Raw genomic sequence first — 26,479 nt, forward strand, 5'->3', positions numbered from 1 at the left:
AGTATACGAAAAAGAATCCGACTTGCCTAGTCGAATTCCCATATTTCCATATTTCAAATTTTTATAGAATGGTACGTGCTTTGACTTCCCGGTGTGCCTGCTTTTGTTCAATGGATAAACCATCCAGTAGCCAACGAAGTTGGCGCGGGGTAATATTCATTGGCGCCGTCTCCTTTTCGGATGGCCAATGGAACGTGCCTCTTTCCAAACGCCGGTAATGCAACCAAAACCCATTATTCTCCCATTGCAGAATCTTTAGCTTATCGCGTTTTCGATTACAAAACACGAACAGGCTGGGGGAAAAGGGGTCAAGGTCAAAGCATTCTTTTACAATCACTGCCAACCCGTCAATGGATTTACGTAGATCCGTGCTGCCGCGAGCCAGATATACACGATCAAATTGAAAGTTCATCCGTTTTGGTTCTGCAAGATATGTATGACATCGGACAATAATTGGACATTTGCTCCCGGCCGCACTTCAACAGAAATGGTATCAACATGAATAAAGATGGGTCCCTGGTCTTCAGCGTAATCGTCCACTTGAACAGTAAGCCACTGCGTTTCCGTTGTCTCCGTTTCTGGAGAAATGACATCTCTTTCAAACCGTTGAACCCAATAATACATTTGGTGGACCTTAATTTCTTGGTCTCGACACCATTCAGCAATGCTTTGCCCGCTTTCTTTCCAGTCGTCATAGCGCGCTTTCCATTCTATTCTTTTGTCTTTCAGGGTCATTGCATAACCTCCCGAATTAATTTCTAAGAAGATTATCGCATGGTAACCCTGTGATTAAAACGTGTATTCTATTTGTCGCTTACCGTTTTTCTTTTGTATTGTTGCTAAAAAATATTTCCCGAATGCAACGTAATAAATGTTAAAATAATGAATATAATGTGAATTTTTAGGTGAGGAGGAAAGTTTTTAATGAATGAAGGATTAAACAGCCCAAAAGGGTTTGGGGAAATTCTTGATGTTGCTTTTTCATTAAGTAAACAGTACTTTTCAAAATTTTTCCTGATAGTATTGATAGTTATTGGACCGCTTTATTTACTTCAGTCAATAGCTTTATTATTGACAGGGACCAGTTTTTTTAGGGAAGCTGCCAGTGGTGATAATTGGTTTGATCAAACTCTGAACAGTTTTATGGCAACCGCCAATACGACAATTGGGGAAGACCTTGTGAATACGGGAGTGGGGCTTTTAACGATTGTTTTCATACCTGTTGCTCAAGCAGCCATCCTATTCGCTGTTTCCCAATTGAAGAAGAATGAGTCGTTTAAAGTTGGCAGCGTAATTAAGCAGGCATTTTCAAAATTCTGGGTTATTTTGGGTGGGAGTATAATATTCGAAATTATCCTTTTTGCGATGATTTTCATCCCAACTTTTGTAATTATGATTATAGGCATTATCAGTACTTTCACTGACCCGATTGCAGGGATAGTAGTAACGATTATTATGATGTTGGGTGTTGGCTTAACAGCAGCATATTTCCTGACACGCTGGAGTTTTTATTTGGGGACTGCTGTGTTTGAAAATACGATACCGGGTTTATCGAGAAGCTGGCATTTAACCCGCCAAACAAGCTGGAAAGTATTCGGCATTTATATTGTATTTTTCCTTATATTTTTAGCTGTCAGTCTGGCAATTGAATCAATTTTTATCGCACTCCTGGGTAACAGTGTTCTTTATACGATTATCGTGAACCTGGTTACGTTAGTAACAACGATGATTTTTATGGTCGGTTATGCCATTATTTATTTTGATTTAAAAATCCGGCAAGGTGGAGATGATTTGAAGGATTTGATTGATGACTATCAGAATGCAGGCATTGAAAAGTAATGCCAGTATGTTTTGTTAAGCTGGGTGAAGATTATGTTTGTAAGTTCAGATAAAGCAAGAGAAGAAATACGGGGGATTTTAGACCAAAATGAATATAAAGTTTATTATGAAGACAATCGAAATTTTCTCCAAATCTGGTGGGAACGGCTAACCAACTGGATTGGCGAGCAATTAACTAAGTTGTTTTCCGGATTGGAGCCTTCAAGCGGTTTTGCAGATTTGGTTCTGTTTACCATCATTATCGCTATAATAGCTCTTATTGGATTTGTTGTTTTGCATCGTTTCCAGGCAGGGAAAAGGAGGAAATTTTACGACTATCAGCCACTAAAGTCTCTTAATGCGTCCAGTTGGTCATTTGCTGATCACCTGAGGGCAGTACGGCAGCAGGAAAATGATAAAAATCATAATGAAGCGGCGCGGCATTTGTTTTTGGCTACCTTGCTCTATTTTCATGATAAAGAATGGTTGAGGGCGAAGAATTGGAAAACAAACTGGGAATATTATGCTGAGCTGCAGCGGGTAAACAGTCAACTGGCAGACTCATTTCATCAGCTTGCGTTAGTATTTGATGAAGTTGTCTATGGCGAACAGAAATTGGAAATAGACGATTATTATCGTTTTCGGAATGAGGCGATGCAGTGGCTTGATGAGGATTCCACAGAAGTCTCCGGTGAAGTCTAAGGAGGGACAACAGGCTTGCAAACATTAAGAACAGGCGGAAGAACGCTGGTGTGGCTGGTTGTTGTTCTTCTGTTATTTATAGGAATTAGTTATACGGTCGCACCGGATGCACCTGAAGAGTTTCCTGACTTTGTTTCAGATTCCCCATCGCCTACAGGTGTGAAAGCTTTCTATACATATATGGATAACCAAACAGGTACGGTTAACAGATGGGACCATTCACCGGAACTTTTGACTGGTGAGGACGACAATCAGTTATTAATTATGGTCGAACCGTCTTTCACCCCTAACACCAAAGAAATGGAAGAATATATTTCTTTTATGGAATCAGGCAATACGATTTTGCTGTTAAAGACAAATCCGGATGGGATGTTTGGCATTGAAACGGTTCCGGCACAGAGTGAATCGGGCACCGTAACTAATCAGAACGGAAATGACCATAAGGCTGACTTAAATTCGACGTTTCGCATCGATTCAAATAAAGATAGTAACATAGTATTGCGTGATGATGCCGGTGTAATTGCAGCAGAAAGGGATCTTGGAATTGGAAAGTTAATTACGGCTGTATCACCGGAGTGGATTACGAACGGAAAAATATTGGAGCAAGATCATCTGGAATTAATTTTTTATCTAATACAGACGGGAAACGAAAGATGGGAAGCGATTTATTTTGATGAATACCTGCATGAGTCCGAGCATGCACCAGCAATAACGACACTTTATCCGGGCTGGATGCTGGTTCTGGGATTTCAGGTAATTCTGCTGACTATCGTCTGGCTCATGCATCAGGGGAAACGCTTTGGACCTGTCATTGAACCAAGGGAAGAAACAGTCCGGTTCAGTTATGAGCGCATTCGTGCACTGGCAGCATGGTATCAAAGGGGAAACAGATATATTGACTCACTGAGGATTCAGGCGGATTATTTAAAATTACGCTTGCAGGAACGTTGGGGAATTCCGTATTACAAAGATTGGTCAGATATTAAAGAACACATTGAACGGAAAATGGACACTGAACAGGATATGGACACATTCTTCAATGGATTAACATATGTGTTACGCCAGGATCGGATAAGCAAAAAAACGTACTTATCATGGGCAAAGCAGATAGATAGATTACGGAAAGAGGTGGAAGAAGGATGAGGAACGAGTTGGCATCATTACTGGAAAAATATGAAGAACGAATTCTTGGTCAATCAATGAATCTAAAACTCTTGCTATCTGCTGTTTTGGCAGATGGCCATGTTTTAGTTGAAGGTGTACCGGGCACCGGTAAAACACAGATGGTGCGTACACTTTCCGATTTACTGAATGGAACCTTTAATCGGATCCAATTTACACCGGATTTGCTTCCAAGTGATATAACAGGAAGTACCATATACAACATGCAGGAAGGTAATTTCCAAACGATAAAAGGACCGATTTTTACAAATATACTTTTGGCGGATGAGATTAACCGGACACCGGCCAAAACGCAGGCTGCCTTATTGGAGGCAATGGAAGAAAAGCAAGTGACGATTCAAGGAAATACTTATAAACTCCCCGATGTCTTTTTTGTGGTGGCGACTCAAAACCCAATTGAGTTTGAAGGAACTTATCCATTACCCGAGGCTCAACAGGATCGGTTTTTATTGAAGCTGAACATTGATTTCCCTTCGTTTGAAGAAGAAACCAACGTATTAAAACAAGTGATGGAAGGCGGAAATGCTGAGGCAGTGATGGATGCCATAATAGATATGGACACCTTTTTATCCATACGTAGGGAAGTGGCAGCCATCACGTTGAATGATGATATCCTAAATTACATTATGCAAATTATACGACGGACAAGAAATATGGAGGCTGTCCGATTCGGGGCAAGTACGCGGGCGGCAATCTCCATTGCCAAAGCTGCGAGAAGCTGGGCATACTTAACCAACCGAGATTATGTAACGCCTGATGACGTTAAAATGGTTGCAAAACCTGCATTGCGACATCGTTTACAAATAGCTCCGCATATGGAATTGGAGGGAGTTGGCCTGGATGAAATCATTGAAGAACTTGTGGGAGCGGTTGCTGTTCCGCGATAGGGGCATTCTGCCGGCGAAGCGGCTGCTTGTTTTGTTTCTCATTTTTTCTATTGGTGTTACTGTCCTGGCTGCTTTTTCATCCGTGTCGTGGACTTGGTTGTTTGTTATGAATGGACTGCTTTTTTTCATTAGCCTGCTGGACTTATTGTTATCACCGAAGAGAAAAGATTTGTCATTAAAACGTGAGATACCGGATGAACTGGAACGGGGAATGACGTATTCCGTTCAACTTGAGGTTACCAATGCCTCGGCTCTAGTTTGTCAAATCCAACTAATAGATGGATTACCACAATCATTCCGGGCTCCCTTTCCATTGAAGGGTACAGTTCAATCACGAGGAACTTCTATGCTATCCTATCAGGTTATTGCTCCTGTTAGGGGAAAATATGAGATGGATAAACTGTTTATTCGTTACAAAAGCAACTTTGGATTATGGGAAAAACAAATGGCCATTAACTTAGAACAGAGCGTGAAAGTCATTCCTGATTTAACTGAAACAAAGCGCTACCTGGAAAGTCCGCAGCAATTTTTACTGTATGAAGGCATGAAAATTCGTAAACAACATGCTGAAACAGGAGAATTCGCGCAAATCCGCAGCTATGCCGTGGGTGATGATCCGAGAAAAATCAACTGGCGTCAAACGGCAAAATTGCAGGAAATAATGACAAATGAGTATGAACCGGAACACGGAAAATACGTTACAATCCTGATTGATTGCGGGCGGATGATGGGAGCAGAGCTTAAAAAAGAAAATCGGCTTGAAAAGGCATTGGAAGCAGCATTAACAACAGCTGCAGCAGCCCTAAAAAAAGGGGATTATGTTGCAGTGCTCGCGTTTTCCAAAGATATCAAACAATTTGTGCCTCCTGCAAAAGGAATGAAACATTTACAAAAAATTTTACAAACAATCTATAATGTAAATGTCGAGGCGAGTGAAACCAATTATTATGCTGCTATCAATCATCTGTCAGCCACTTTGAAGAAACGAAGTCTGATTCTGTTATTTAGTGATGTTCAAACATTTCTTCATGAAGAAACAGCATTGAACCAATTAAAACGGTTGCGCAGGCGGCATTTGTTTATGATGATTGGAATCGAAGACGAAGCATTGTTAAAAATGGCGGGACAAAAACCGGATAGTACGAAAAACACTATGGTCAAAAGCATTGCCCAGCAACAAATACATTTCAAAAAACGTGAAAAAGCAAACTGGGAAAAACAGGGGCTCTCCATGGTGGAAGCCAAAGAAGAGTATCTGGCATCAGCAGCTGTCTCACAATATATCCGCATTATGAATGAAGGGTTGCTTTAGTGTTATTTTTCCGAAGCAGTATTTTTCCACTGGCAACGTACAAAATTAAACCAGCCAAGGTCAATAATGCGACGGCATATTTTGTTTCCAGTGACAGGGAAGCAGGAGTTATGAAGCCTTCAATGATGCCGGCAATAATAAATAATGGTATGGTTCCCAGCAAAAGCTGAACAGAACGCTTTGCCTGTCTTTTTAATTGAAAACCGCGTGAAAAAGCGCCCGGTGCAAATAATTTATATCCCATAAGTAAACCTGCTCCACCTGCAATGAAAATAGCTGTCAGTTCAATAACGCCGTGTGGAACAATATAGGCCCAGAATTCATAGGAATTACCATAATTCCAGAACAATCCAGCAAGCGCGCCAACCATGATACCGTTAGATACCATGATATAGACGGTCAATATTCCGAATGTGATACCGCCTGCAAAAGCCAGGAAAGCCACCTGGATATTGTTCGTCATGATTGTTGCGGACATTAAGGAAGCATCCACTGACCCGGTATTTGTATCCAACTGTTCCGGATTGACCGATTGTGCAATTCGTTCCGGCAGCAGTGAATAAAGGTTTAGCGGGTCATCCAGTACAGAAAGAAATGCTGCAAGTGCTCCAACTGCAAACAATACCATGGCGACTATGACTGCCTTCCATTGCTCCAGTAACAATCCAATAAAAGTTGTACCGAAAAATGTGCGAATCTGCCGAAAACTGGATACTTGATCTTTATATAGTAGATTGTGAGCTTTTGCGACAAGTTCGTTCAAATAATCTGTTACATCTTCATCAGGAAAATAGGTATGGCTGTAAGAAAGATGCTGTGCTGATTTCTGATAAAGCCGATTAAATTGATCAATATCTTTTCCGGTAAGGCTTCGTTTATTTTTGCCAAGCATTGTTATGTATTGTTCCAGCTGCTTCCATTCCTCACGGTTCTGTTTGATAAATTGTTGGATGTTCACGGCTGCACCTTCCTTTACGACGTTTAAAGTTTATTTATCTATTATAATTTGTCTTGATGGTATTTGAAACCTATAGATAATAAAAAAGGGGAAAATAGTATGAATCAGGAACAAGTAGCAGTTAAAACACCAGAATTCGTATCGTTGAATTTTAAACTGGCTGGCCTTGGAAGTCGGGCAGGTGCTATGATTATCGATCAGCTTTTGCTGACGGCGTTTAATTTTATTATGATACTTTTTATTGTTTTTGTAATTCGGTCAGATTTCACAGCTTTTTTGAACAGTTCCTCACTCCCATTGGCTATTTCAATCATTCTTATATTTATCGTTTACTGGGGTTACTTTTTTGTATGTGAATATTTTTTTGGCGGTAAAACACTCGGCAAAAAACTATTGGGTATCAGGGTTATTCAGGAGAACGGTCACAGTATTACCTTGCTCTCCAGCCTGATCCGCAATCTGCTCCGTATTATTGATATGCTGCCAACTGGTTATTTTGTAGGGATTATCATGGTTTTCTTTCATTCCAGACATAAACGGCTTGGGGATATTGTTGCCGGTACCATTGTAGTACATGAGCGTAGAGGAAAGAACGCTAAAGCATCCAGTTCGATTGAAACTGAAATCGAGTCCAGGGGGCTAACGAAAGAAATTTTATCCATTGATGACTGGGCACTTCGATCGTTCGGAATGACAGAATGGAAATTGTTAAAAAGCTATAGTGAGCGCTTATTACAATTGGAGGAAGCCGATCGAAAACAGTTAACAAGGAAATTAGCGATGGCTCTTTTTCCGAAGATAGGACTTGAGGCAGAGGGGTTGGACTATCAGGAAACAGAGGATACACTGCTTGCTTTGTATTTGATTCTTAAAGACGAATGGGAATTTGAGCTGTGAACTGAATCCCCGGAAGACTGCTTTCATTATATGATATAATATAATAAATACGTTTAAAGGGATGTCTCGAACGATGTCACAATGGTATCCAAAAAAAGGACGAGTCATTTTTCACGTTGATATGAATTCATTTTATGCTTCTGTGGAAATGGCTTATAATCCAAAACTGAAAGGCAAACCGCTGGCGATTGCCGGAAATCCGGAAGAACGTAAAGGGATTATTGTAACAAGCAGTTATGAGGCAAGGGCCAAAGGGGTAAAGACAACAATGCAGCTCTGGCAGGCACGCAGGCTTTGTCCGGAGTTAACTGTATTACGTCCCAATTTTGACAGGTACCGAGCTGCATCGAGAGAAATATTTAAAATGATGGCAGAAATAACCCCGTATGTTCAACCAGTTTCAATTGATGAGGGGTATATGGATGTGACGGATACGGAACAGCATGGAAACCCGATTGAAATTGCCCAAAACCTGCAAAATAAAATCCAACGTGAACTTGACCTTCCATGCAGCATTGGTATCGCACCAAATAAATTCCTGGCAAAAATGGCCTCTGATATGAAAAAACCAATGGGAATTACTATTTTACGCAAACGTGATATACAGGGTAAGCTATGGCCGCTCCCGATTGAAGAAATGTACGGTGTTGGTGAGAAAACTGCATCAAAACTACAGGCTGTGGATGTCAATACAATCGGTGACCTTGCTAACGGTGATACATACCAGCTGAAAAGGCTGCTTGGTATCAATGGTGAACGACTGAAAAACAGGGCAAACGGAATTGATACAAGACCCGTTGACCCGGATGCAGTAAATGAATTCAAAAGTATAGGCAGCTCGCAAACATTACCGGAAGATACAACGAATGAAACGGAAATACGAAAACTAATGAATCAGCTTGCTGATAATGTTGAGCGGAGAATGATTCGCAAGCAGGCAGCAGGAAAAAGTGTACAGATAATGATTCGTTATTATGATCGAAAAACGATAACACGAAGCAAAAAGCTGCAGGGGTACATCGATAAAAAATCCGATATCCTTCAGGTAGCCTATGAACTATTTGATAAGCATTGGAATTTAGACCCAATACGGTTACTTGGAATTACCGTTCAGGATGTTGACGAAAAACAAAATATTGCCAAACAGCTGGATTTATTTACGTATGAGGAAGAAGCAGGAAAAGAAAAACTATATCATGCTATCGATGAATTGACCCAGAAATATGGTAAGAATCTCTTTAAACAGTTTAAGAACGAAGAAGACAATGATGACCAGCCAAGGACAAGCTTTCAGAAAGATTTTTTGGATGACTTTAAGCGTTAATTAAAGATCACATATCTTTGATCATACCAATCCCCAAAAATAGTCAAATTACAAAAAGTAGTTCATTTTTGGAGTACTTAACATCAAATTGTACTTAAAATGGCCTGCTTTTTTTTGTTTTAAACAATCGGACTTGTTAAACATTTTTTGGATTATTGTCGATTTCAGTTAAATATTTTCATCGACCTTGTAATACGATGTATATCGTTTTACAATATTATAGGGAAATAAAATATAATGAGGTTGTAAAGAATTTTTAGGAATTGATGATAAGTGGTTAAATTTAATAGTAACATGTGATATCTATGGGTATGAAAACACTAAACTATTAAATCAATTAAGTATGGACGTTTAAAATAAGTGAGAAAACGCTTTATTCTACTTTAAGATTACTTGGAAGGAACAGCCCTTTTTGAGTGAGGCGACAGCAGGAATGACTGGAAAAAGTTGCTGTTAGTTATTCTTTAAAAGTAAATGATTCATTTGGGGGAGGAAGTATGATCCTAACGATTACTTCAATCATTCTGCTATCTTATTGCCTTGGAAGTATAACGGGTGCCTATTACATAACCAAATGGATGATTGGAGAAGACATTCGAACGCTTGGGAGCGGTAATGTTGGAGCAAGAAATGCCGGAAGACAGTTGGGAAAAAAAGGGTTTCTGTGTACGCTTCTAATTGATATTGCAAAAGTAATGATTACGCTCTCGTTAGTAAGCTTTATATTCCCGGAAAATGAAATAATACTGCTGATTAGTGCGCTTTTCCTGTTGGTTGGGCATATTTGGCCGGTGCAGCTTGGTTTTAAAGGTGGAAAGGGAGTTGTTGTTTTTTTAGCTTCAACACTATTTTTCATGCCGCTTGCGATTGTGGTTTTAGGAATATGTATGGGAATAAGTTATCTGCTTATTCGAAACTTTACGATTGCTGGATTGGTTTCGATGGGTTCTATTCCTGTTACAGCCTGGATATTGGAAGAAACTTATTTTGCTATTGGCCTGTTTATTTTATTAATAGTCGTTGTAATCCCACATATTCAAAGAAAGTGAACAAGTGTATCCACGCTTCGCTTACTCGATTTTATTTTTGGCTTGAGGAGGCAAAAGAATGGAGCATCTTACGTTAACATATAAAATAGCTTCAGAACCGGAAGAAATGGAACAAATCTACAAATTAAACTATGAAACGTTTGTTGAAGAAATCCCGCAACATCAACAAAACGAAAGCCATCGCTTAATCGATAAATTTGATAAGGAAAATATATATATAGTTGCCAAAGATTATGAAGAAGTTATCGGAATGATTGCGGTTCGTGCCAATCGCCCGTTTTCCCTTGATCATAAATTGGACGACTTAGATGATTATTTGCCAAAAGACGCTAATCCATGTGAAGTCAGACTGCTTTCCGTAAAAAAGAAATATCGAAAAAGCCTTGTATTTTTTCAATTGGCGAATGTGCTTATCAGCTATTGTTTGGAAAAGAAGTATAATATGGCTCTTATTTCAGGCACTGACCGGCAAATTAGGCTTTATAAAAAAATCGGGTTTGAATCATTCGGACCAATGGTTGGAACGGAGGGGGCAAATTATCAACCGATGTACCTGACTAAAGAGAAATTTGAAACTACCTCAAAAGTTTTTTCTAAAATGATGCAAAAAAAGAGACTATCAGAGCCAATTAACTTTTTACCTGGCCCTGTTGCAATCAACAAAGATGTAGAACAAGCATTTAGAAAAGCAGCTATTTCTCATCGTTCCGGTGATTTTATTAAAGAAATGAAGACAGTTCAAAATCAGCTTTGTGAACTTGTAAATGCAAGATATGCACAAATAGTAGTTGGGACAGGGACGCTTGCGAATGATCTGGTAGCCGCTCAAATCAAGAAACTTCCCGGTAGAGGGCTGATTATCGCAAATGGGGAGTTTGGATACCGGTTAATAGATCATGCAGAAAGGCTAAATCTATATTACTATAAATTAGAAAAACAATGGAACGAGAAAGTTACGATAAACGAGATTGAACGTTTTCTTGAAACACATGAAGACATTAATTGGATTTGGACGGTACATTGTGAGACATCAACAGGATATCTATACGATTTGGATAAAATGGCGGAGCTAGCAAAAAAACACCATTTTAAGTTATGTGTGGATGCATGCAGTTCAGTTGGAGTAGTTCCCGTTGATTTAAAGGATGTTTATTTAGCAAGTACGGTAAGTGGAAAGGGATTGGGTGCTTATCCCGGTTTGGGAATTGTTTTTCATCAAGAGCAAATTTTACCGAATAATGAGATACCCAGATATTTAGATTTGGGACAGTATTCAAAAACCGACAGTATTCCGTATACACACTCATCAAACCTTATTTCTGCATTGCATGAAGCGGTAAAAAGGGTGGATCTGGAAAAGAAGAAAAATGTAGCAAGTACTGTTAGGCAAATGCTAACAGGTGCTAATTTTACTGTTTTGGGAAATGAAGATTATTCACCCGGTATAATGAGCATTCAGCTTCCTGATTACGTTTCTTCAAAAGACATAGGTGATAAGCTGAAGGAAAAAGGGATAATTATTAGCTATGAAAGTGACTACTTGCTGAAGCGGAATTGGATACAGCTGGCATTAATGGGGGATCATACCTTGACGGAATTTCAAAAGGCATTAACTAATCTTCAACAAACAATAGTAAGTAAAGTTGAGGAGGATAAAATGCGATGCTTCAAAATAAACGATTAAAAAATGTAACGGGTTTACAACTTATTATATTAATAACTGGCATCCTTTGGTTAAAGACGGTGATTGTTTGCATTATCGGCTTTAATCTAAGTATTCATTCATTTTTTGATATTATCTTAATACTGATAAGTTCAATAGGCTCACTATTGTTAATAATGGGAATCAGCTTTTATTTTGGTAAAAAAGTAAACAGATCTGTATTGTATGGCCTGTTAGTGGTTGGGACAGGTATTCTTTACGGAGATTTGCTGTATTATCGTTTTTACACGGATTTTGTTACAATACCAATTCTGTTTCAGTTTGATAATGTTGGTGGTCTTAGTGCCAGTACGGTTGAATTAATGAGTCCATGGGATATTTTTATGTTTATCGATTTAGTTATCGTGGGATGGTTCCTTTTTAAATCAAAGTCTAGCCTGACAGTTCCAAAACAAAGAAAGAGGAAGTATATCGCGGTTGGTTCGGTATTTGTAATGTTAACGATTGGTTTAGGTTTGCTTAAATCTGATCATCTTTTTTCTGAGTCATATGATCGTGAGCAGATGGTAAAGTCATTAGGGCCATTAAACTATCATTTATATGATATTGCTTTAGGGATTAAAGCACCTCTTCAGCGATTAGTGGTTACAAAGGCGGATGCCGTTGTGTTACAAGAGCATTTACAGCATAAAGAGTCTGAGCAAACGGATTTATTCGGGATGGCAAAAGGGAAAAATATTGTCTTGATAAGTTTAGAATCAACCCAGGATTTTGTTATTAATCAAAAAGTAAATGGAAAGGAAGTAACACCATTTTTAAATGATTTAATCAACGAAAGTTTCTATTTTAATCAAATACATGATCAAACAGCGCAAGGAAAAACATCTGATGCGGAATTTATGATTGATACCAGTCTTTATCCATTAGCAAGTGGTTCTGCCTTTGTAAGAAGACCGGAAAATACATACATCAGTCTTCCACATATATTAAAAGAAAATAAGGATTATTATGCCGCTGCATTTCACGGGAATGATCGCACGTTTTGGAATCGGGATGTAATGTATAAATCACTTGGATATGACAAATATTTCTCAAAAAGAAATTATAATGTAACAGATGAGAACTCGATTAACTACGGCATAAAGGATATTCCATTTTTTAAACAATCAATAAAGTATCTGGACAACGCACCTGAACCTTATTATGCCAAATTTCTGACCTTGACGAACCATTTTCCATTTTTGTTAGATAAAGAGGATACGTTTATTGATAAGGCGCAAACAGATGAAGATGTCGTAAATCGTTATGTTACGACTGTTCGTTATCTGGATAAATCTATTGAATTGTTTTTTGAAAAATTAAAGGAAGAAGGTATGTACGAAGATACGATATTTGTCCTAGTTGGTGACCATTATGGTATTTCTGAAAAATATGATGAAGGTCTGAGTGAGTTACTGGATGAAGAGAATAATATTGCAAATCACATGAAACATCAACAAGTACCGCTTATTATTCACGTCCCCGGCCAGGAGGGAGAGGTCATTAGTACACAAGGTGGGCAAATTGATATACGCCCTACGCTCCTCCATCTTCTGGGAATTAAGACAGAAAATCGTTATTCATTTGGTCGCAATCTTTTCACAAGGGACAGTGATCATCCAGTTATTTTTCGGGATGGCAGTTTTATTTCGGAAGCATACATGTATAAGGATAATATCTGTTATGCGAAAGAAAGCGGGCAGGCTGTAGACGTTAAGCATTGTAAACCCAATTTAGATGTGGTAAGACAAGAGTTGCAGTTATCAGATAATATCATTTTTGGAGATTTATTAAGGTTTGTTGTGGATTGACAATATTGACTTAACAATTAAAAGAGGCTGGGACATAACAAAAGAATTACACCAAAAGACGAACAATGCGTGGTGCTAGCGAAGTATATTTCCGGAGCGGTTATATGCGCCATTTCCAAGATGTTCGAATTTTGTTTTTGATAAAACACTTTTGTCCCAGCCTCTTTTCCTTTTATTTCATGATTTTTTTAATAATCGAATGTGCAATCTTGCTTCCCGGATAACGTAACGGGATATCAAATTTGGTTGATTGTTTAAGAATACTTTTTCTGTGTGAAAATGTGTCAAAACTGTATTTTCCATGATAGGATCCCATGCCGCTGTTTCCGACTCCTCCGAATGGCAGGTGGGGATTAGCAAGATGATAGAGTGTATCATTGATGCAGCCTCCGCCAAATGATGCATTTTCCAGTACGTTTCTTTGCGATTTTTCTTTTTCCCCAAAATAATACAATGCGAGCGGTTTCTCCATTTCTTTCAGTTTTGAAATAACACCATCAAGATTAGAAAATGTCATAATCGGTAAAAGTGGTCCAAAAATTTCTTCCTGCATGATTGGGTCATTCCAAGTGATGTTATCGATAATCGTTGGTTCGATGGATAACTTCTCTTTATTTACATCACCGCCATAAATGATCTCACCGTTGGAAAGATAAGCTTTAAGCCGAGTAAAATGATCACTGCTGACAATCCGAACATAATCATCGTTGTCGAGTGGTTTTTTACTGTAAAACGATTTAATATGTTTTTTCATTGCTTTTAGCAGTTTATGTTTTACTTTTTCATGAATGTATAAATAATCCGGTGCGACACAGGTTTGGCCTGCATTGGTAAATTTTCCCCAGACAATCCGCTTTGCAGTCAGATCAATATTTGCATCTTTGTCAATGATTGCAGGGCTTTTGCCACCTAATTCAAGGGTAACCGGTGTTAAATGTTTACTCGCTTGCTGCATGACAATTTTTCCTACTGCAGTACTTCCGGTGAAAAAGATATAATCAAAACGCTGCTCAAGTAATTGTTGACTAACTTCTTTTGCACCTTCCACAACTGTAAAGTACGAACTGTCGAAGGTGTTATTGATCATGTTCGAAAGCAGAGCAGAAGTTGCCTGTGTATATTCCGACGGCTTTAATATAACGGTATTGCCTGCAGCGATGGCACCGATGGCAGGAGCGATCGCTAAATGCAATGGGTAATTCCATGGCGCAATGATTAATGTGACACCATATGGTTCCTTGTAAATGTAGTTTTTGGTTCCTTTATGGGTAACAGGAGTATCTGCTTTTTCCGGTTCCATCCACTCTTTAAGCTGTTTAAGGGTGAAATCTATTTCCGTATAAAGAAATCCAAGCTCAGTCGTCAGTGTTTCGTGTGTAGATTTATTCAAATCGTTCTTAAGTGCCGTGTACGCTTCTTTTTCATAGTTTTTCAGCATGTTCTTCAGCATCTTTAACTGATTTCTACGGAATGAATAGTCTAATGTTTCCCCATGCTTAAAATATTCCCGTTGATTTTTTACCAGTTTTTCAATATGTTCCATAAAACCTCTCCTTTAATTGGAATCTATCGTAACCTTGTAAAAATCATTAGCAAGTTCTGTTGATGGAAAAATTTCCTTTGCTTCGTCCAGCAGCATGTTGTAATCTTCTTTTTGATAGCGTGATGATATGTGTGTCATAACGAGTCTCTTAACATTGCCGGCTTTAGCCAGAGTGGCAGCCTGTTTCGTTGTGCTGTGAAAATAGTTATGTGCCAAATCTTCATGTTCTCCGCCGAAAGTTGCTTCATGAACGAGAACATCTGATTCCTCTATGAAGTCACTGAAGTCTTCCGTTGATCGTGTGTCACCAAGGATTGATAGGACACGTCCTTTTTTGTCAGGACCGAGAAATCGGTCTCGATAAATGATATGTCCATTTTCTGTTTTAACTACATCATTTTCTTTAATCTGCTGATAAATCGGACCCGGCTGAATACCGATTTCCTGCAACTTATCCGCTAAAAGTTCTCCGGGTTTATCTTTTTCAACAATCCTAAAACCATAACTTTCTATACCATGGTCAAGTTTTCTTGTATACACAGTAAACTGATCATCTTCAAACAGCTTACCTTCCGGGAATTCAATAACATCTATTGGATAGCTCAGATGGGTACCACTTACTTTAAGACTTGTTTCAATGTATTCCTTAATACCGGTAGGGCCATAAACAGTTAACAGGTCGTCACCACCCTGAAACGATCTGCTGCTTAATAAACCCGGAAGACCAAAAATGTGATCTCCATGCATATGTGTGATAAATATTTTATTAATCTTACGCGGTTTAATCGATGTTTGCAGTATTTGGTGCTGTGTGGCTTCCCCGCAATCAAACAACCATATGCTATTTTGTTCCTGTAATAACTTTAAAGCCATCGCTGATACGTTACGGTCTTTTGACGGCACCCCTGAGCCGGTACCAAGAAACAGCATTTCCATATCATTTCCATCCTCGTTCGTATTGCTTTATTGCTTCAATCGGGTAACCCAGTTCATCAGCTGCTGCTTTTGCCCAGTAGGGATTGCGCAATAATGCACGTCCGATAAATACTAGATCAGCACGGTCATTTTGCAGTATTTCTTCTGCCTGAATCCCGGTTGTAATTAGGCCTACTGCACCAGTAGCAATCGATGTATTCTGTTTAATCTGTTCACATCGTTTGACCTGATATCCCGGATACGGTTTTATCGAAGCCGGCAAAACGCCGCCGGAACTGCAGTCAATTAAATCAATCCCTTGTTGTTTCATTTGTTTTGCGAAGTACAAAATATTTTCCAATGTGTTACCCTGGTCTTTGTATTCATTGGTGGATATGCGAACAAAGAGCGGTCCTTTCCACACCGATTGAATCGCGTCAATTATCTCAGCTAAGAAGCGGTAGCGATTTTCCGCACTCCCACCATAATCATCTGTTCGTTTATTAGTCAAAGGGGACAGAAATTGATTAATTAAATAACCGTGGGCAGCATGGATTTCAATGATATCAAAATCTGCCTCTTTCGCTCGTTTTGCCGCACGTTTAAAGGCATCAACAGTTGCTGCAATATCCCCCTGTGTCATTTCAGCGGGTGTTTTTGATGATTCGTTAAACGGCAGGGGAGAGGGGGCGTAAATTTCCGAATCCAGCCTGGCTTTCCTGCCGGCATGGGCGAGCTGGATTCCAGTTTTTGAACCGTAGCTGTGGATTTGTTCGTTCAATTCTTTTAATCCTTCAATGTGATCGTCATTCCAGATTCCTAAATCCTCGTGAGAAATACGACCCTCCGGTACAACAGCTGTTGCTTCTGTCATTACAAGTCCAACCTGTCCTGCAGCACGGGATATGTAGTGCGTTTGATGGAATGGAGTTATCATCCCATCCTGATTCATGCAGGAATACATACACATCGAAGACATGGCGATACGATTTTTCAAGGTAATTCCTTTAAAGTTGATTGGCGTAAATAATTTTTCCATTTTAATCCTCCTTAAATATTTCGTTCATTTGTGTATTAGATGATCGCGATATTGAAGTGCTTCATGGGGTACATCGGTAAAAATACTGTCACATCCCATTTTAAAACAGCGTTGCATATGGGCAGGCTTATTAACCGTGTAAACACGAACCGCCATATTTTCCTGGTGCGCTTTGTCAACCAGTAACTGATTGAGTAACCGGTATTTGATGTGCAGGGCATTTGCGCCTAAATCTTTTGCCCGTAAAACGAGGTTTTTACTGCGTCTGGATGTTAATAACGCTACCTCGATATCCTGATTATACTGTTTTAATCGTTCCACACTCTTTGGATTAAAGGTTGACAACGTGGCACGTTTTACTATTTGATAGTGATATATCACTTCGTAAACAATGTTTTCCAGATTCTTATAATCTATTTTATTATTTTTCAACTCAATATTTAAACATAACGGCTTGTCCTGGATCCATTGCAGAAATTCTTCCAATGAAATCAGTTTTGATCCGGTATATTCAGGGGAAAACCATGAACCTGCATCTAATTGCTTTAGTTGCTCAAATGTATAATCCTTGATGTAACCGGAACCATCTGTTGTTCGTTTTAACCGCTCATCATGAATCAATATCGGAATATTATCTTTTGTTAAATGAACGTCCGTTTCGATGCCATCAGCTCCTGCCTCGTATGCAAGCTGAAATGCCGGAATTGTATTTTCGGGTGCAAGTTTGCTGGCACCACGATGAGCTATTATTTCAGTTGACAATTGTTTCACCTCTTGTTTGATTGTGTTTTATTTTTGATAATAAGTCAATTTATTTAGGAGGGATCACGTGAAAGACTGGCAAACGAAAGAACAGCTTACGGATTTATTATGTTCATTTGTTCATCATCAAAGTATTACCGGAAGCAATGCAGAGATTGCAATTGCAGAGTATTTAAAGCATCTGTTGGCACAAAAACCGTATTTTCAAAATAATCCCGGCCATTTAAAATTGCATCCGCTGGAAGATGGCCGGCAGCTTTTAACTGCGTTGGTGAAAGGGAAAGATACATCGGAAACGGTAATTCTGTTGAGTCATTTTGATGTTGTTGCTACAGAGGATTACGGTTCACTGCAGAATCTTGCCTTTTACCCCAAAGAACTTACCAGAGAAATGAATAGCATAAAAAATAAATTGTCTGAGACGATTCAAGATGATCTCGCGTCCGGGGATTGGCTGTTTGGCAGAGGTTCCATGGATATGAAGGCAGGACTCGCTTTACATTTTTCCATGCTTGAAAGGGCGATGGATGGTGAATTCGACGGTAATATTCTGTTGTTGTCAGTACCTGATGAAGAAGTTAATTCGCAAGGGATGCTTGCTGCCTTGCCAGTTTTAAATCAGATAAAAAAAGAAGAGAACCTGACTTATAATGCCTGTTTGAATGGGGAGCCGATGTTCAGTAAATACCCAGGTGATCCCTCGTATTATGTTTATACCGGTTCAATTGGGAAAGTGCTGCCGGGCTTTTATTGTTATGGTAAAGAATCCCATGTAGGTGAACCTTTTGCAGGGATTAATCCGAATTTGATGATAAGTTTTTTATCCCAGCAGCTTGAGTTGGATGAAGCATTTATTGAAAAAATAGAAGATGAAGTGACACCACCGCCGGTAAGTCTGATGCAACGGGATTTAAAGGAAGAATATTCGGTTCAGACACCGCATGCAGCTATCACAATGTACAATGTGCTGTACCTGAAACAAACATTTAAAGAAATAAATGAAAAGCTCTTAACAGGTGCACGAACTGCTGCCGGTAAGATTGAAAAATATGTTAACCAAAAAGCAAATTATTTTGCCAGTGTTGCTGACGATTTTTCGATGCCTGCGTTTAACGTTAATGTCATGATGTATGAAGATTTATATACTGAAGCAGTAAAACGTTACGGTGAAAAAGAGATTACCAGACGGCAAAATTTGCTTGTTAGTCAACGTAATCAAGGTGATCGTGATTTTTCCACACTTCTCGTTCAGGAATTGGCAGCCATGTGCAAAGATTTGGCACCGATGATTGTCTTGTTTTACAGCCCGCCGTTTTATCCGGCTGTATCATCGTACGATAATCCTTATATTAAAGACGTGATGGATCACGTGAAGGAGTATACAAACAGAAACTATAATTTGGATTTAACTGTTGCTGAATTTTTCACAGGACTGTCTGACTTAAGTTATGTCGGTCCTGTAGCATCAAAAAGCAAATTACAGCAATTGACGACGAATATGCCCCTGCAAAACAACGGATTTGTTTTTCCGGAAGATATCATGGAGAAACTTACCATGCCTGTGTTGAATATCGGACCTTTAGGAAAAGATCCGCATCAATGGACGGAACGGCTGGAGTTAACATACAGCTTTGAATATTTACCATCCATTTTAACCGAGGCTGTTCATCGTTTGCTGGAGAAAAAAACAGACTGATTAAGTGACTTTTTTCTAAGATAACGGTACAATATAAGAATAACTGAATGGCTATTCATTTTTGGGGGATATATTTATGAAAGTATTACATAAAACAATCAGTCAACTGACAATACCAACACCATTTGCCGTCGGGGATGTGCATATATACCTTTTGAAAGGGGATACCCTGTCACTGGTTGATGCAGGTGTAAAAACGAAAGAAGCCTGGGAAGCATTAAAAATACAGTTGAAAGAACTGGGATATTTTCCTGAGGATATTGAACAGATTATTTTGACGCATCATCATCCGGATCACATCGGTTTGATTGAACAATTTCCCCGGGTTGAAAGTATTGTCGCTCATAAAAACGTGGATTTATGGCTAACCAGAAATGAAGCCTTTTTTTCACATTATGAACAGTTTTTTAAAGATTTCTTTGTTGTTTCCGGGGTACCATCGGAATTCCAGGCAGTATTAAATAAACTGCGTGGACCTTTAAAATTCGCAGGTGCAGGTCAGTTAACGACCGCCATTGACGAAGGAGATATTTTGCCGGGGCATGAAGATTGGCGTGTAGTTGAAACGAAAGGGCATGCTCAAAGTCATTTATCCTTTTTCCGTAAAAGTGACGGTGCTTTTATAGGCGGCGATCATTTACTGCGTCATATTTCACCCAATCCATTGCTGGAACCGCCGCATGATGGTGAAAAGGAACGTCCAAAGCCATTGCTGCAGTATCGGGCTAATTCACAAAAATGTTTGTCACTCGGGATTAAAACGGTTTTTCCCGGACATGGAGCTATTTTCTCAAATGTGGATGAATTAATTCCTGTCCAAAAGAAAAAGCAGGAGCAGCGTGCCAAAAAAGTTCAAACACTTCTGTTGGAATATGCGCAGACACCATTTCAAATTTGTCAGCAGCTTTTTCCGAAACAGTATGAAAAACAACTGGACTTAACCATGTCTGAGACAATCGGCCAGCTTGACTACCTCGAAGAAGAAGGTATGGTCGAAAAGTGGCTTGAAGATGGCGTTTATTATTATCATACAAAATAGTGGAGCATTTAACAGGAAGCCATCGATTAAGCCTGATGGCCTCCTATTTTACTGCTTCTGCCAATGGTAATTCCGGCATCCGTGTAGCTGGTAGCACGGAGTATGGCAGTTGATCCGTATTTATCGCGAATCGAATCCATTACATAGCCGATATCTTTTTTCTTCGGTTTATCATCAAATAAATCCAACTGGGTTTCCCCATCGTCAAAAAGATTATCCAGCGTCACGTATACATGTCTGATGTCACTTTTTCCATCGTAAAATTCGTTAAACAGCTGCATACAAACTGCATAAACATCCATCGTAATATTGGTCGGAAGCGAAACAGACCTTGACCGGCTAAAGCCTCCACCTGTTTCTTGGGAATAGGAAATACCAAGGTGGATGGTTTTTCCGGCCTTATCTGCAGTTCTTGCTCTGCGGCATACCTCTTCACAAAGATCGAGAATACAAACCGCAACTTCATCCCCGGAATAATCACGCAATAAAGAGATTCCATGACCGAATCCTTTTTGCTCGGTCTTCGTGAAATTACCGAAAACTGGACTCAGGTCAATGCCCCAAGCATGGTAATACAGTTGTTCACCCATAATTCCAAATCGTTTTTTCAAGTATTTTAACTCTGCATTAGCAAGCTGACCAAGATTAACGATTCCCATTCTGTTCAGGTTACGCTTCATTCTGCTGCCAATCCCCCATACCTTTTCAACAGGGAACGGCCACAGCTTCGTTTCCACGTCTTCATACTTACATTCAGCTATCCCGGTCTTTTTGGCGTGTAAATCCATTACTACTTTTGCCAGGAATTTATTATCACCGATTCCGATTGAACAGGTTATCCCGAAGTTTTCCAGGATGTCCTGTTTTATTAGTCCGGCAACCTGCCACCGGTCTCCAAATAATTTTTGAAGCCCGTTTACCGTAACCCAAACTTCGTCAACAGAATATTGATGAATGGCTTCTTTTGGCACATATTGATTAATTAATTTTGTGATTTCCATGGATACCTGCAGATAACTGGCCATGTGTGCAGGTACGATGACAATTTCCGGGTCCTCCGGCAGTTCAAAAAAACGGCTGACATTGCTGATACCGTGTTTTTCTTTTAATGCCGGGGAGGCGGCCAGGACAATACTGCCTGATCGGTTTGGATCACCCACGACAGCCAGCTGAACTGTCATCGGATCCAACCCTAATCTGACAGCTTCAACACTTGCGTAAAATGACCGCATATCGACACACAGAACATCATTTCGCGGATAACTGGAATAATCCATTTTAAATCACCTCACATAACAGAACATTTGTTCTTATTATATGTGTGTAATGAATTATTATCAATGGAAATATATGTTTGTGTGAAAATACTTCTTCATATATACTATCGTTTCTAAACAAGAAAAGGTGGCATGAAAAAGTAAAATTTTCATGCCACCTGTAACCGTTGTGAACCGATTATAATAGTGAAGGGGAGACTATCGGTGGTTGGTATATTCAATTGCTTTTGTAATTCCCTTTATTGTTTGATACGTTTCATCGGTGAGTGCTTTGGAATGATCAAAATTCACATTCTCTGTGAGTTGATCGATTGAACTTGCCCCGAATACAGCACTTGCAACGGCAGGGTGTTTTAATACGTATTGAAGTGCAAGCTGATTCTGAGATGTCTTATCCATGTCAGCAATTTTTTGCCGAATAGATTTCAATTCATCATACGAATAATCAAGGAAACCGTCCTGACCTTTTTTTTCAATCTGCTTTGCTGCATTATTGCTGAGCATTCCCTTTGCTAAAGGACCTCTGGCTAACACACTAATATTATTTTCATGCAATAGATCCAATATTTCTTCTTCAGGCCGACGATCAAGCATATTATATTGCATCATGACACCGTCAATATTGGAACGATTTACATATTCGCGTATAATGTTGGGGCGGATGGAAGATATCCCATATGCACGAATGACACCTTCTTGTTTCAATGATTCAAATGCATTAATTGACTCATCGATGGGATCATCAATTGTACCGCCATGAAGCATATAAAAATCAATATAGTCCGTTTTCAAACGGCGCAGACTGTCCTTTACACCTTCTTTAATATGTTCTTTTGATGGATCCCAAAACCAGTCCTGTTTTTCTTTATTAAAATGATTTCCGACTTTTGTGGTTAAAATAACCTTGTCACGTTTTCCTTTTAATGCTTCGCCGACGATTTCTTCATTTGCACCAAAATCATATAAGTCCGCCGTATCCAGATGATTAATGCCGCTTTCCAGTGCATGGTTAATAATATCTTTGGCTTTTTGGCTGTCCGTTCCAAGTGACATACAGCCAAGTGTCAATTCAGAGATATATAAGTCTGATTGTCCCAATTGATTCTTTTTCATCCTATCGACCTCCATTTGAATATATCTATTTCAATTGTAGTGAATTTCTTCCGTTGAATACAACTATTTCACGTCTGTGCTAAAATGAACAGTAGGATTATAAATAAAATGTTTTTTGGCTTAAAAGATTTAAACTGAAATTATGCAAAAGTTTTTGAATACCCGGATACCTCTTTGAGCACATACTTGTTGCTGTGTTTGGAAGGTTTCTGACGATATTCGCATCCGGGTCGTGAAAAAGTGGTGCTGGTTTAAAAAATAGCGGAACAAGAATTCATTTGCTGATTTTACCGGATTCTCATTCCGTTATTTCAGTTTAATTCCTTGTTTAAAGCAGGATTTCGGATCCTCGTTCCGTTATTTTACTATTTTAACCTATATTCCATTGATTTCGAGGAAATAGCAGAATCAGAATCAGCTTAATCCCTTTTAGAACAGTTTTTCTGCTATTTAACGGAATGAGGATCCGTTTTCTTAATCAGCTTAAAAATATTTATAAACTGCGAACTACTTTGAATAAAGATGAGTGCAATAACACCGCTGCGGAAATACACTTCGCTTTCCGTGGGCGGCTGCTGAGCCCACTACGTGCTAATGCACTCCATGGTCTCACCGATGCCTTTCCTCCCACAGGAGTCTCATCGTATTTCCTCCGCTGTGTTTTGCTCACTTTATCTTGGTAAATCGATAATTTTTAGTAACGGGATAAATTTAACCCTTTAAACCAGCAACTGGAATATGCGAGACTCCTGCTCAGAAGTTCAAGTTAGGCGACCCTGAAACGAGGTACGAGTTGAGGGGGCTCGGCACAAGACCTTAGGAAAGCGAGTATATTCCAGCTACGGTGATCAAAGAGCCTCACTAAATAATATAAAATTTAGTTCGCAGCAGTTTACGTCAACTGCGAAGTTAAAGAGCAACAAGCCTAATCAAAACAATATCAATAACAGATTCAAAAGGATGGAAACAATGAAGAAATTTGAAGAGAAAACAATTCATACGGAAAAAATATACGAAGGAAAAGTAATTAATCTGCAGGTGGATGAAGTAACCCTGCCAAACGGAAAAACATCAAAACGGGAATTGATCAAACATCCCGGTGCAGTAGCAATTATTCCAATAACTAAAGGTAATAAAATTGTTTTTGTGGAGCAATACCGGAAGCCGCTTGAAAAATCACTGGTTGAAATCCCGGCAGGAAAACTGGAACCCGGTGAACAGCCGGAAGTAACTGCAATCAGGGAACTGGAGGAAGAGACAGGGTATACCACAGATGCGGATTCCCTTGAATTCGTTGCATCTTTTTATACATCACCAGGCTTTGCTGATGAAATCATGCATCTGTATTTAACCAAAGACATTGTCCCGCTGGAGAATAAACGGTCCGGAGACGATGATGAATTTGTTGAACTAATTGAATTAACATTGGAAGAAGCGAAAGACTATGTCAACGAACAACGAATCCACGACGCCAAAACCAACTATGCGATACTTTACTTAGAAATGCTGGAAAGGATGTAACCAATGCTTAAATCTTTTTTCGCTGATATGCACATTCATATCGGGCGGGATATATATAATAACCCGGTGAAAATAACCGGCGCCAAATCGCTGACTCTTACAAATATATTAAAAGAAGCGAGCCGTAACAAAGGAATTCACATGATTGGAGTCATCGATTGCCATGCCCCGGCGGTTCAACAGGAGATGAAACAGCTGATTGAGGCAAATAAAGCCTATGAGTTGGAGGGTGGGGGAGTACGTTTTGAGGATGTAACGTTATTACTTGGTTCGGAGATTGAAGTTTATGATGATAATTGTCAGGGGCCCATTCATGTACTATGTTATTTTCCATCACTTGAGTTAATCGGGAGATTCTCCGAGTGGCTGACGACCAGAATGAAAAACATAACATTAAGCTCCCAGCGTTATTATGGAACAGCGAAAGAACTGCAATACAAGGTGAAAGAGTTATCAGGTATATTTATACCGGCACACGTGTTTACCCCATTTAAAAGCATGTACGGAAAAGGGGTCCATAAATCACTAAAGGAAGTGTTGGATCCGGATTTAATTGACGGTATTGAACTGGGACTTAGTTCTGATACAGAAATGGCTGACCAAATTAGCGAATTGCATGATTACACCTTTCTATCAAACTCTGACGCCCATTCATTACCGAAAATCGCCAGAGAATATCAGGAAATATTGATGGAAGAACCTTCATTTAAAGAATTTAATTGGGCACTAAGCAATATTGATGGGCGGGGAATTAAACAAAATTTTGGTATGAACCCGCACCTTGGAAAATATTATACAACTGTTTGCAGTCAGTGTCTTGAACCACTTACAACTGTTGCTAAACAATGCCATGCATGCGGATCGCAGAAAATTATTAAGGGAGTGTTTGACCGGATTCAGGAATTAAGCGATGCAAATGGTGAAACAAGAGAACGTCCGCCTTATTTATACCAGGTACCGCTGGAGTACTTACCTAAGCTTGGCCCGAAAACATTCCGTAAGCTGCTGGATCATTTTCAGACTGAGATGAACATCATCCATCATACGGAATTTGAGGACTTGAAACAGGTTGTACCTGAACAATTAGCAGCAGCGATTATTCAAATGCGGGAAGGTAAGTTGGCAATAAAAGCAGGAGGCGGGGGAAAATATGGAAGTGTAACTACCTCCCCTGATAGATTTTAAAGAAAACATTAGTAAATTTGGTATTTTTAATTGGAATTCTTCATAGTTTTTAACTAGAAAAGAAATTTACAAGCAATGGAGGATTCCAATGTATAACAAACGAAACATGGCAGTAAATCATGTAAAAGACCATGCTACTATCTATATTTTTATGATTATACTATTTTTAACAGGGGTAATCTTTGGTGCAATTATTGTCAACAGCATGAATTTTACTCAGAAAGAGGAATTATTCTTTTACCTTGAACGTTTTTTCGGTCAGATAGCTGATAAAGAACAAATAGACAACAATGAAATATTAAAGAGCAGTTTTTTTTACCATGCTAAATATCTTTTACTGCTGTTTGTATTGGGGCTGTCTGTAATTGGTCTGCCGATTGTATGGGTTTTGTTGTTTTTGAAAGGTCTGGTAGTCGGTTTCTCTGTAGGATTTATTGTAAGCCAGATTGGTATAAAGGGTCTGCTCCTGGCTTCATTGTCCATTGCACCTCAAAATCTTTTGATTATTCCTGTTTATATAATAGCTGGCAGTCTTGCGATGATATTCTCACTAACATTGTTGAGTAAGCTTTTCACACGTAAAATATCTCAGCCGGTTTTTCAGCCTTTCGGAAAATATTTAACTGTTTTCTCTTTATTATTGGCTATCTCATTTGTGGCAGCAGGTTTGGAAGCATTCGTCGCTAATGAAGCGATGGAAATGATTATCAAATCATTTTATGAAAATCATTAAATTGTATATAATAT

Annotated in this window: 24 protein-coding genes; 15 read left to right on the plus strand and 9 right to left on the minus strand. The window is 39.1% G+C overall.

From position 1 onward, the window contains the following. Positions 1 to 61: 61 nt before the first annotated feature. Both tnpB and tnpA read right to left on the minus strand, forming a co-directional pair. The gene (gene tnpB, locus G6R02_RS07885) at positions 62 to 412 is read right to left on the minus strand and encodes an IS66 family insertion sequence element accessory protein TnpB (protein WP_164667671.1); all 351 of its coding nucleotides are present in this window, start codon (positions 410 to 412) and stop codon (positions 62 to 64) included. Continuing rightward, a complete protein-coding gene (gene tnpA / locus G6R02_RS07890; protein ID WP_164667672.1) occupies positions 409 to 735 on the minus strand; it encodes an IS66 family insertion sequence element accessory protein TnpA in 327 nt (108 codons plus the stop codon). The genes tnpB and tnpA overlap by 4 nt, the downstream gene beginning before the upstream one ends. A 189-nt stretch (positions 736 to 924) precedes the next feature. Between tnpA and G6R02_RS07895 the strand changes: the two genes are divergently transcribed. Genes G6R02_RS07895 through G6R02_RS07915 form a run of 5 tightly spaced genes read left to right on the plus strand, consistent with a single transcriptional unit; the run spans position 925 to position 5,901 of the window. Then, positions 925 to 1,839, plus strand: coding sequence for a hypothetical protein (locus G6R02_RS07895; RefSeq protein WP_164668682.1), 915 nt, complete (start codon positions 925 to 927; stop codon positions 1,837 to 1,839). A 33-nt stretch (positions 1,840 to 1,872) separates the two neighbouring features. After that, on the plus strand, positions 1,873 to 2,520 hold the full coding sequence (locus tag G6R02_RS07900) for a DUF4129 domain-containing protein (RefSeq protein ID WP_164668683.1): 648 nt from the start codon (positions 1,873 to 1,875) through the stop codon (positions 2,518 to 2,520). Between the two features lie 15 nt (positions 2,521 to 2,535). Then, on the plus strand, positions 2,536 to 3,663 hold the full coding sequence (locus G6R02_RS07905; protein ID WP_164668684.1) for a DUF4350 domain-containing protein: 1,128 nt from the start codon (positions 2,536 to 2,538) through the stop codon (positions 3,661 to 3,663). Beyond that, on the plus strand, positions 3,660 to 4,589 hold the full coding sequence (locus tag G6R02_RS07910) for an AAA family ATPase (RefSeq protein WP_164668685.1): 930 nt from the start codon (positions 3,660 to 3,662) through the stop codon (positions 4,587 to 4,589). The genes G6R02_RS07905 and G6R02_RS07910 overlap by 4 nt, the downstream gene beginning before the upstream one ends. After that, positions 4,543 to 5,901 carry a DUF58 domain-containing protein gene (locus G6R02_RS07915; protein ID WP_164668686.1) on the plus strand — a complete coding sequence of 453 codons (1,359 nt, stop codon included), beginning with the start codon at positions 4,543 to 4,545 and terminating at the stop codon, positions 5,899 to 5,901. The genes G6R02_RS07910 and G6R02_RS07915 overlap by 47 nt, the downstream gene beginning before the upstream one ends. Here the strand turns inward: G6R02_RS07915 and G6R02_RS07920 are convergent. After that, complete coding sequence (locus G6R02_RS07920; protein WP_164668687.1) at positions 5,879 to 6,859, minus strand: stage II sporulation protein M; 981 nt, start codon at positions 6,857 to 6,859, stop codon at positions 5,879 to 5,881. The two genes, G6R02_RS07915 and G6R02_RS07920, sit on opposite strands and share 23 nt — an antisense overlap. A gap of 99 nt (positions 6,860 to 6,958) precedes the next feature. Between G6R02_RS07920 and G6R02_RS07925 the strand changes: the two genes are divergently transcribed. The 5 genes from G6R02_RS07925 to G6R02_RS07945 all read left to right on the plus strand — a co-directional run bounded on the left by G6R02_RS07925 (position 6,959) and on the right by G6R02_RS07945 (position 13,642). Beyond that, positions 6,959 to 7,756 carry an RDD family protein gene (locus tag G6R02_RS07925; protein WP_164668688.1) on the plus strand — a complete coding sequence of 266 codons (798 nt, stop codon included), beginning with the start codon at positions 6,959 to 6,961 and terminating at the stop codon, positions 7,754 to 7,756. A gap of 73 nt (positions 7,757 to 7,829) precedes the next feature. After that, positions 7,830 to 9,080: a DNA polymerase IV gene (locus G6R02_RS07930; RefSeq protein WP_164668689.1), complete on the plus strand. Its 1,251-nt coding sequence runs from the start codon at positions 7,830 to 7,832 to the stop codon at positions 9,078 to 9,080. A 497-nt stretch (positions 9,081 to 9,577) separates the two neighbouring features. Next, positions 9,578 to 10,129, plus strand: coding sequence for a glycerol-3-phosphate acyltransferase (locus tag G6R02_RS07935; RefSeq protein ID WP_164668690.1), 552 nt, complete (start codon positions 9,578 to 9,580; stop codon positions 10,127 to 10,129). Positions 10,130 to 10,187: 58 nt separating this feature from the next. Beyond that, positions 10,188 to 11,813 (plus strand): aminotransferase class V-fold PLP-dependent enzyme, encoded by a 1,626-nt coding sequence (locus G6R02_RS07940; protein WP_164668691.1) that lies wholly within the window; start codon positions 10,188 to 10,190, stop codon positions 11,811 to 11,813. Beyond that, positions 11,792 to 13,642 (plus strand): LTA synthase family protein, encoded by a 1,851-nt coding sequence (locus G6R02_RS07945; RefSeq protein ID WP_164668692.1) that lies wholly within the window; start codon positions 11,792 to 11,794, stop codon positions 13,640 to 13,642. The genes G6R02_RS07940 and G6R02_RS07945 overlap by 22 nt, the downstream gene beginning before the upstream one ends. 172 nt (positions 13,643 to 13,814) lie before the next feature. Here G6R02_RS07945 and G6R02_RS07950 read toward each other — a convergent pair whose 3' ends face one another. Genes G6R02_RS07950 through G6R02_RS07965 form a run of 4 tightly spaced genes read right to left on the minus strand, consistent with a single transcriptional unit; the run spans position 13,815 to position 17,901 of the window. Then, positions 13,815 to 15,185 carry an aldehyde dehydrogenase gene (locus G6R02_RS07950; RefSeq protein ID WP_164668693.1) on the minus strand — a complete coding sequence of 457 codons (1,371 nt, stop codon included), beginning with the start codon at positions 15,183 to 15,185 and terminating at the stop codon, positions 13,815 to 13,817. Positions 15,186 to 15,197: 12 nt separating this feature from the next. After that, positions 15,198 to 16,121, minus strand: coding sequence for a ribonuclease Z (gene rnz, locus G6R02_RS07955; protein ID WP_164668694.1), 924 nt, complete (start codon positions 16,119 to 16,121; stop codon positions 15,198 to 15,200). A gap of 1 nt (position 16,122) precedes the next feature. Next, complete coding sequence (gene namA, locus G6R02_RS07960; RefSeq protein WP_164668695.1) at positions 16,123 to 17,139, minus strand: NADPH dehydrogenase NamA; 1,017 nt, start codon at positions 17,137 to 17,139, stop codon at positions 16,123 to 16,125. 24 nt (positions 17,140 to 17,163) lie between these two features. Then, on the minus strand, positions 17,164 to 17,901 hold the full coding sequence (locus tag G6R02_RS07965) for a glycerophosphodiester phosphodiesterase (protein WP_164668696.1): 738 nt from the start codon (positions 17,899 to 17,901) through the stop codon (positions 17,164 to 17,166). Between the two features lie 67 nt (positions 17,902 to 17,968). Here G6R02_RS07965 and G6R02_RS07970 point away from each other — a divergent pair, with 67 nt between their 5' ends. Both G6R02_RS07970 and G6R02_RS07975 read left to right on the plus strand, forming a co-directional pair. Continuing rightward, positions 17,969 to 19,597 carry a M20/M25/M40 family metallo-hydrolase gene (locus G6R02_RS07970; protein ID WP_164668697.1) on the plus strand — a complete coding sequence of 543 codons (1,629 nt, stop codon included), beginning with the start codon at positions 17,969 to 17,971 and terminating at the stop codon, positions 19,595 to 19,597. Between the two features lie 76 nt (positions 19,598 to 19,673). Then, positions 19,674 to 20,636: an MBL fold metallo-hydrolase gene (locus G6R02_RS07975; RefSeq protein ID WP_164668698.1), complete on the plus strand. Its 963-nt coding sequence runs from the start codon at positions 19,674 to 19,676 to the stop codon at positions 20,634 to 20,636. Between the two features lie 26 nt (positions 20,637 to 20,662). Here G6R02_RS07975 and G6R02_RS07980 read toward each other — a convergent pair whose 3' ends face one another. Next, positions 20,663 to 21,913, minus strand: coding sequence for a DNA polymerase IV (locus tag G6R02_RS07980; RefSeq protein ID WP_164668699.1), 1,251 nt, complete (start codon positions 21,911 to 21,913; stop codon positions 20,663 to 20,665). A gap of 198 nt (positions 21,914 to 22,111) precedes the next feature. Beyond that, the gene (locus tag G6R02_RS07985) at positions 22,112 to 23,026 is read right to left on the minus strand and encodes an aldo/keto reductase (RefSeq protein WP_164668700.1); all 915 of its coding nucleotides are present in this window, start codon (positions 23,024 to 23,026) and stop codon (positions 22,112 to 22,114) included. Positions 23,027 to 23,995: 969 nt separating this feature from the next. On the opposite strand from G6R02_RS07985, the gene G6R02_RS07990 reads away from it, so the two are divergent. The 3 genes from G6R02_RS07990 to spoIIM all read left to right on the plus strand — a co-directional run bounded on the left by G6R02_RS07990 (position 23,996) and on the right by spoIIM (position 26,465). Then, the gene (locus G6R02_RS07990; RefSeq protein ID WP_164668701.1) at positions 23,996 to 24,547 is read left to right on the plus strand and encodes an NUDIX hydrolase; all 552 of its coding nucleotides are present in this window, start codon (positions 23,996 to 23,998) and stop codon (positions 24,545 to 24,547) included. Positions 24,548 to 24,550: 3 nt separating this feature from the next. Beyond that, the gene (locus tag G6R02_RS07995) at positions 24,551 to 25,732 is read left to right on the plus strand and encodes an endonuclease Q family protein (RefSeq protein ID WP_164668702.1); all 1,182 of its coding nucleotides are present in this window, start codon (positions 24,551 to 24,553) and stop codon (positions 25,730 to 25,732) included. A gap of 88 nt (positions 25,733 to 25,820) precedes the next feature. Next, positions 25,821 to 26,465, plus strand: coding sequence for a stage II sporulation protein M (gene spoIIM, locus G6R02_RS08000; RefSeq protein WP_164668703.1), 645 nt, complete (start codon positions 25,821 to 25,823; stop codon positions 26,463 to 26,465). Positions 26,466 to 26,479: the final 14 nt, after the last annotated feature.

The sequence above is a fragment of the Virgibacillus doumboii genome, from assembly GCF_902806455.1.
GTDB lineage: Bacteria > Bacillota > Bacilli > Bacillales > Amphibacillaceae > Lentibacillus > Lentibacillus doumboii.

Coding starts and splice junctions, on each gene's coding strand:
- tnpB (WP_164667671.1), bottom strand. CDS start 412: ATGAACTTTCAATTTGATCGTGTATATCTGGCTCGCGGCAGCACGGAT.
- tnpA (WP_164667672.1), bottom strand. CDS start 735: ATGACCCTGAAAGACAAAAGAATAGAATGGAAAGCGCGCTATGACGAC.
- G6R02_RS07895 (WP_164668682.1), top strand. CDS start 925: ATGAATGAAGGATTAAACAGCCCAAAAGGGTTTGGGGAAATTCTTGAT.
- G6R02_RS07900 (WP_164668683.1), top strand. CDS start 1,873: ATGTTTGTAAGTTCAGATAAAGCAAGAGAAGAAATACGGGGGATTTTA.
- G6R02_RS07910 (WP_164668685.1), top strand. CDS start 3,660: ATGAGGAACGAGTTGGCATCATTACTGGAAAAATATGAAGAACGAATT.
- G6R02_RS07915 (WP_164668686.1), top strand. CDS start 4,543: ATGAAATCATTGAAGAACTTGTGGGAGCGGTTGCTGTTCCGCGATAGG.
- G6R02_RS07925 (WP_164668688.1), top strand. CDS start 6,959: ATGAATCAGGAACAAGTAGCAGTTAAAACACCAGAATTCGTATCGTTG.
- G6R02_RS07930 (WP_164668689.1), top strand. CDS start 7,830: ATGTCACAATGGTATCCAAAAAAAGGACGAGTCATTTTTCACGTTGAT.
- G6R02_RS07935 (WP_164668690.1), top strand. CDS start 9,578: ATGATCCTAACGATTACTTCAATCATTCTGCTATCTTATTGCCTTGGA.
- G6R02_RS07940 (WP_164668691.1), top strand. CDS start 10,188: ATGGAGCATCTTACGTTAACATATAAAATAGCTTCAGAACCGGAAGAA.
- G6R02_RS07945 (WP_164668692.1), top strand. CDS start 11,792: ATGCTTCAAAATAAACGATTAAAAAATGTAACGGGTTTACAACTTATT.
- G6R02_RS07950 (WP_164668693.1), bottom strand. CDS start 15,185: ATGGAACATATTGAAAAACTGGTAAAAAATCAACGGGAATATTTTAAG.
- rnz (WP_164668694.1), bottom strand. CDS start 16,121: ATGGAAATGCTGTTTCTTGGTACCGGCTCAGGGGTGCCGTCAAAAGAC.
- namA (WP_164668695.1), bottom strand. CDS start 17,139: ATGGAAAAATTATTTACGCCAATCAACTTTAAAGGAATTACCTTGAAA.
- G6R02_RS07975 (WP_164668698.1), top strand. CDS start 19,674: ATGAAAGTATTACATAAAACAATCAGTCAACTGACAATACCAACACCA.
- G6R02_RS07980 (WP_164668699.1), bottom strand. CDS start 21,913: ATGGATTATTCCAGTTATCCGCGAAATGATGTTCTGTGTGTCGATATG.
- G6R02_RS07985 (WP_164668700.1), bottom strand. CDS start 23,026: ATGAAAAAGAATCAATTGGGACAATCAGACTTATATATCTCTGAATTG.
- G6R02_RS07990 (WP_164668701.1), top strand. CDS start 23,996: ATGAAGAAATTTGAAGAGAAAACAATTCATACGGAAAAAATATACGAA.
- G6R02_RS07995 (WP_164668702.1), top strand. CDS start 24,551: ATGCTTAAATCTTTTTTCGCTGATATGCACATTCATATCGGGCGGGAT.
- spoIIM (WP_164668703.1), top strand. CDS start 25,821: ATGTATAACAAACGAAACATGGCAGTAAATCATGTAAAAGACCATGCT.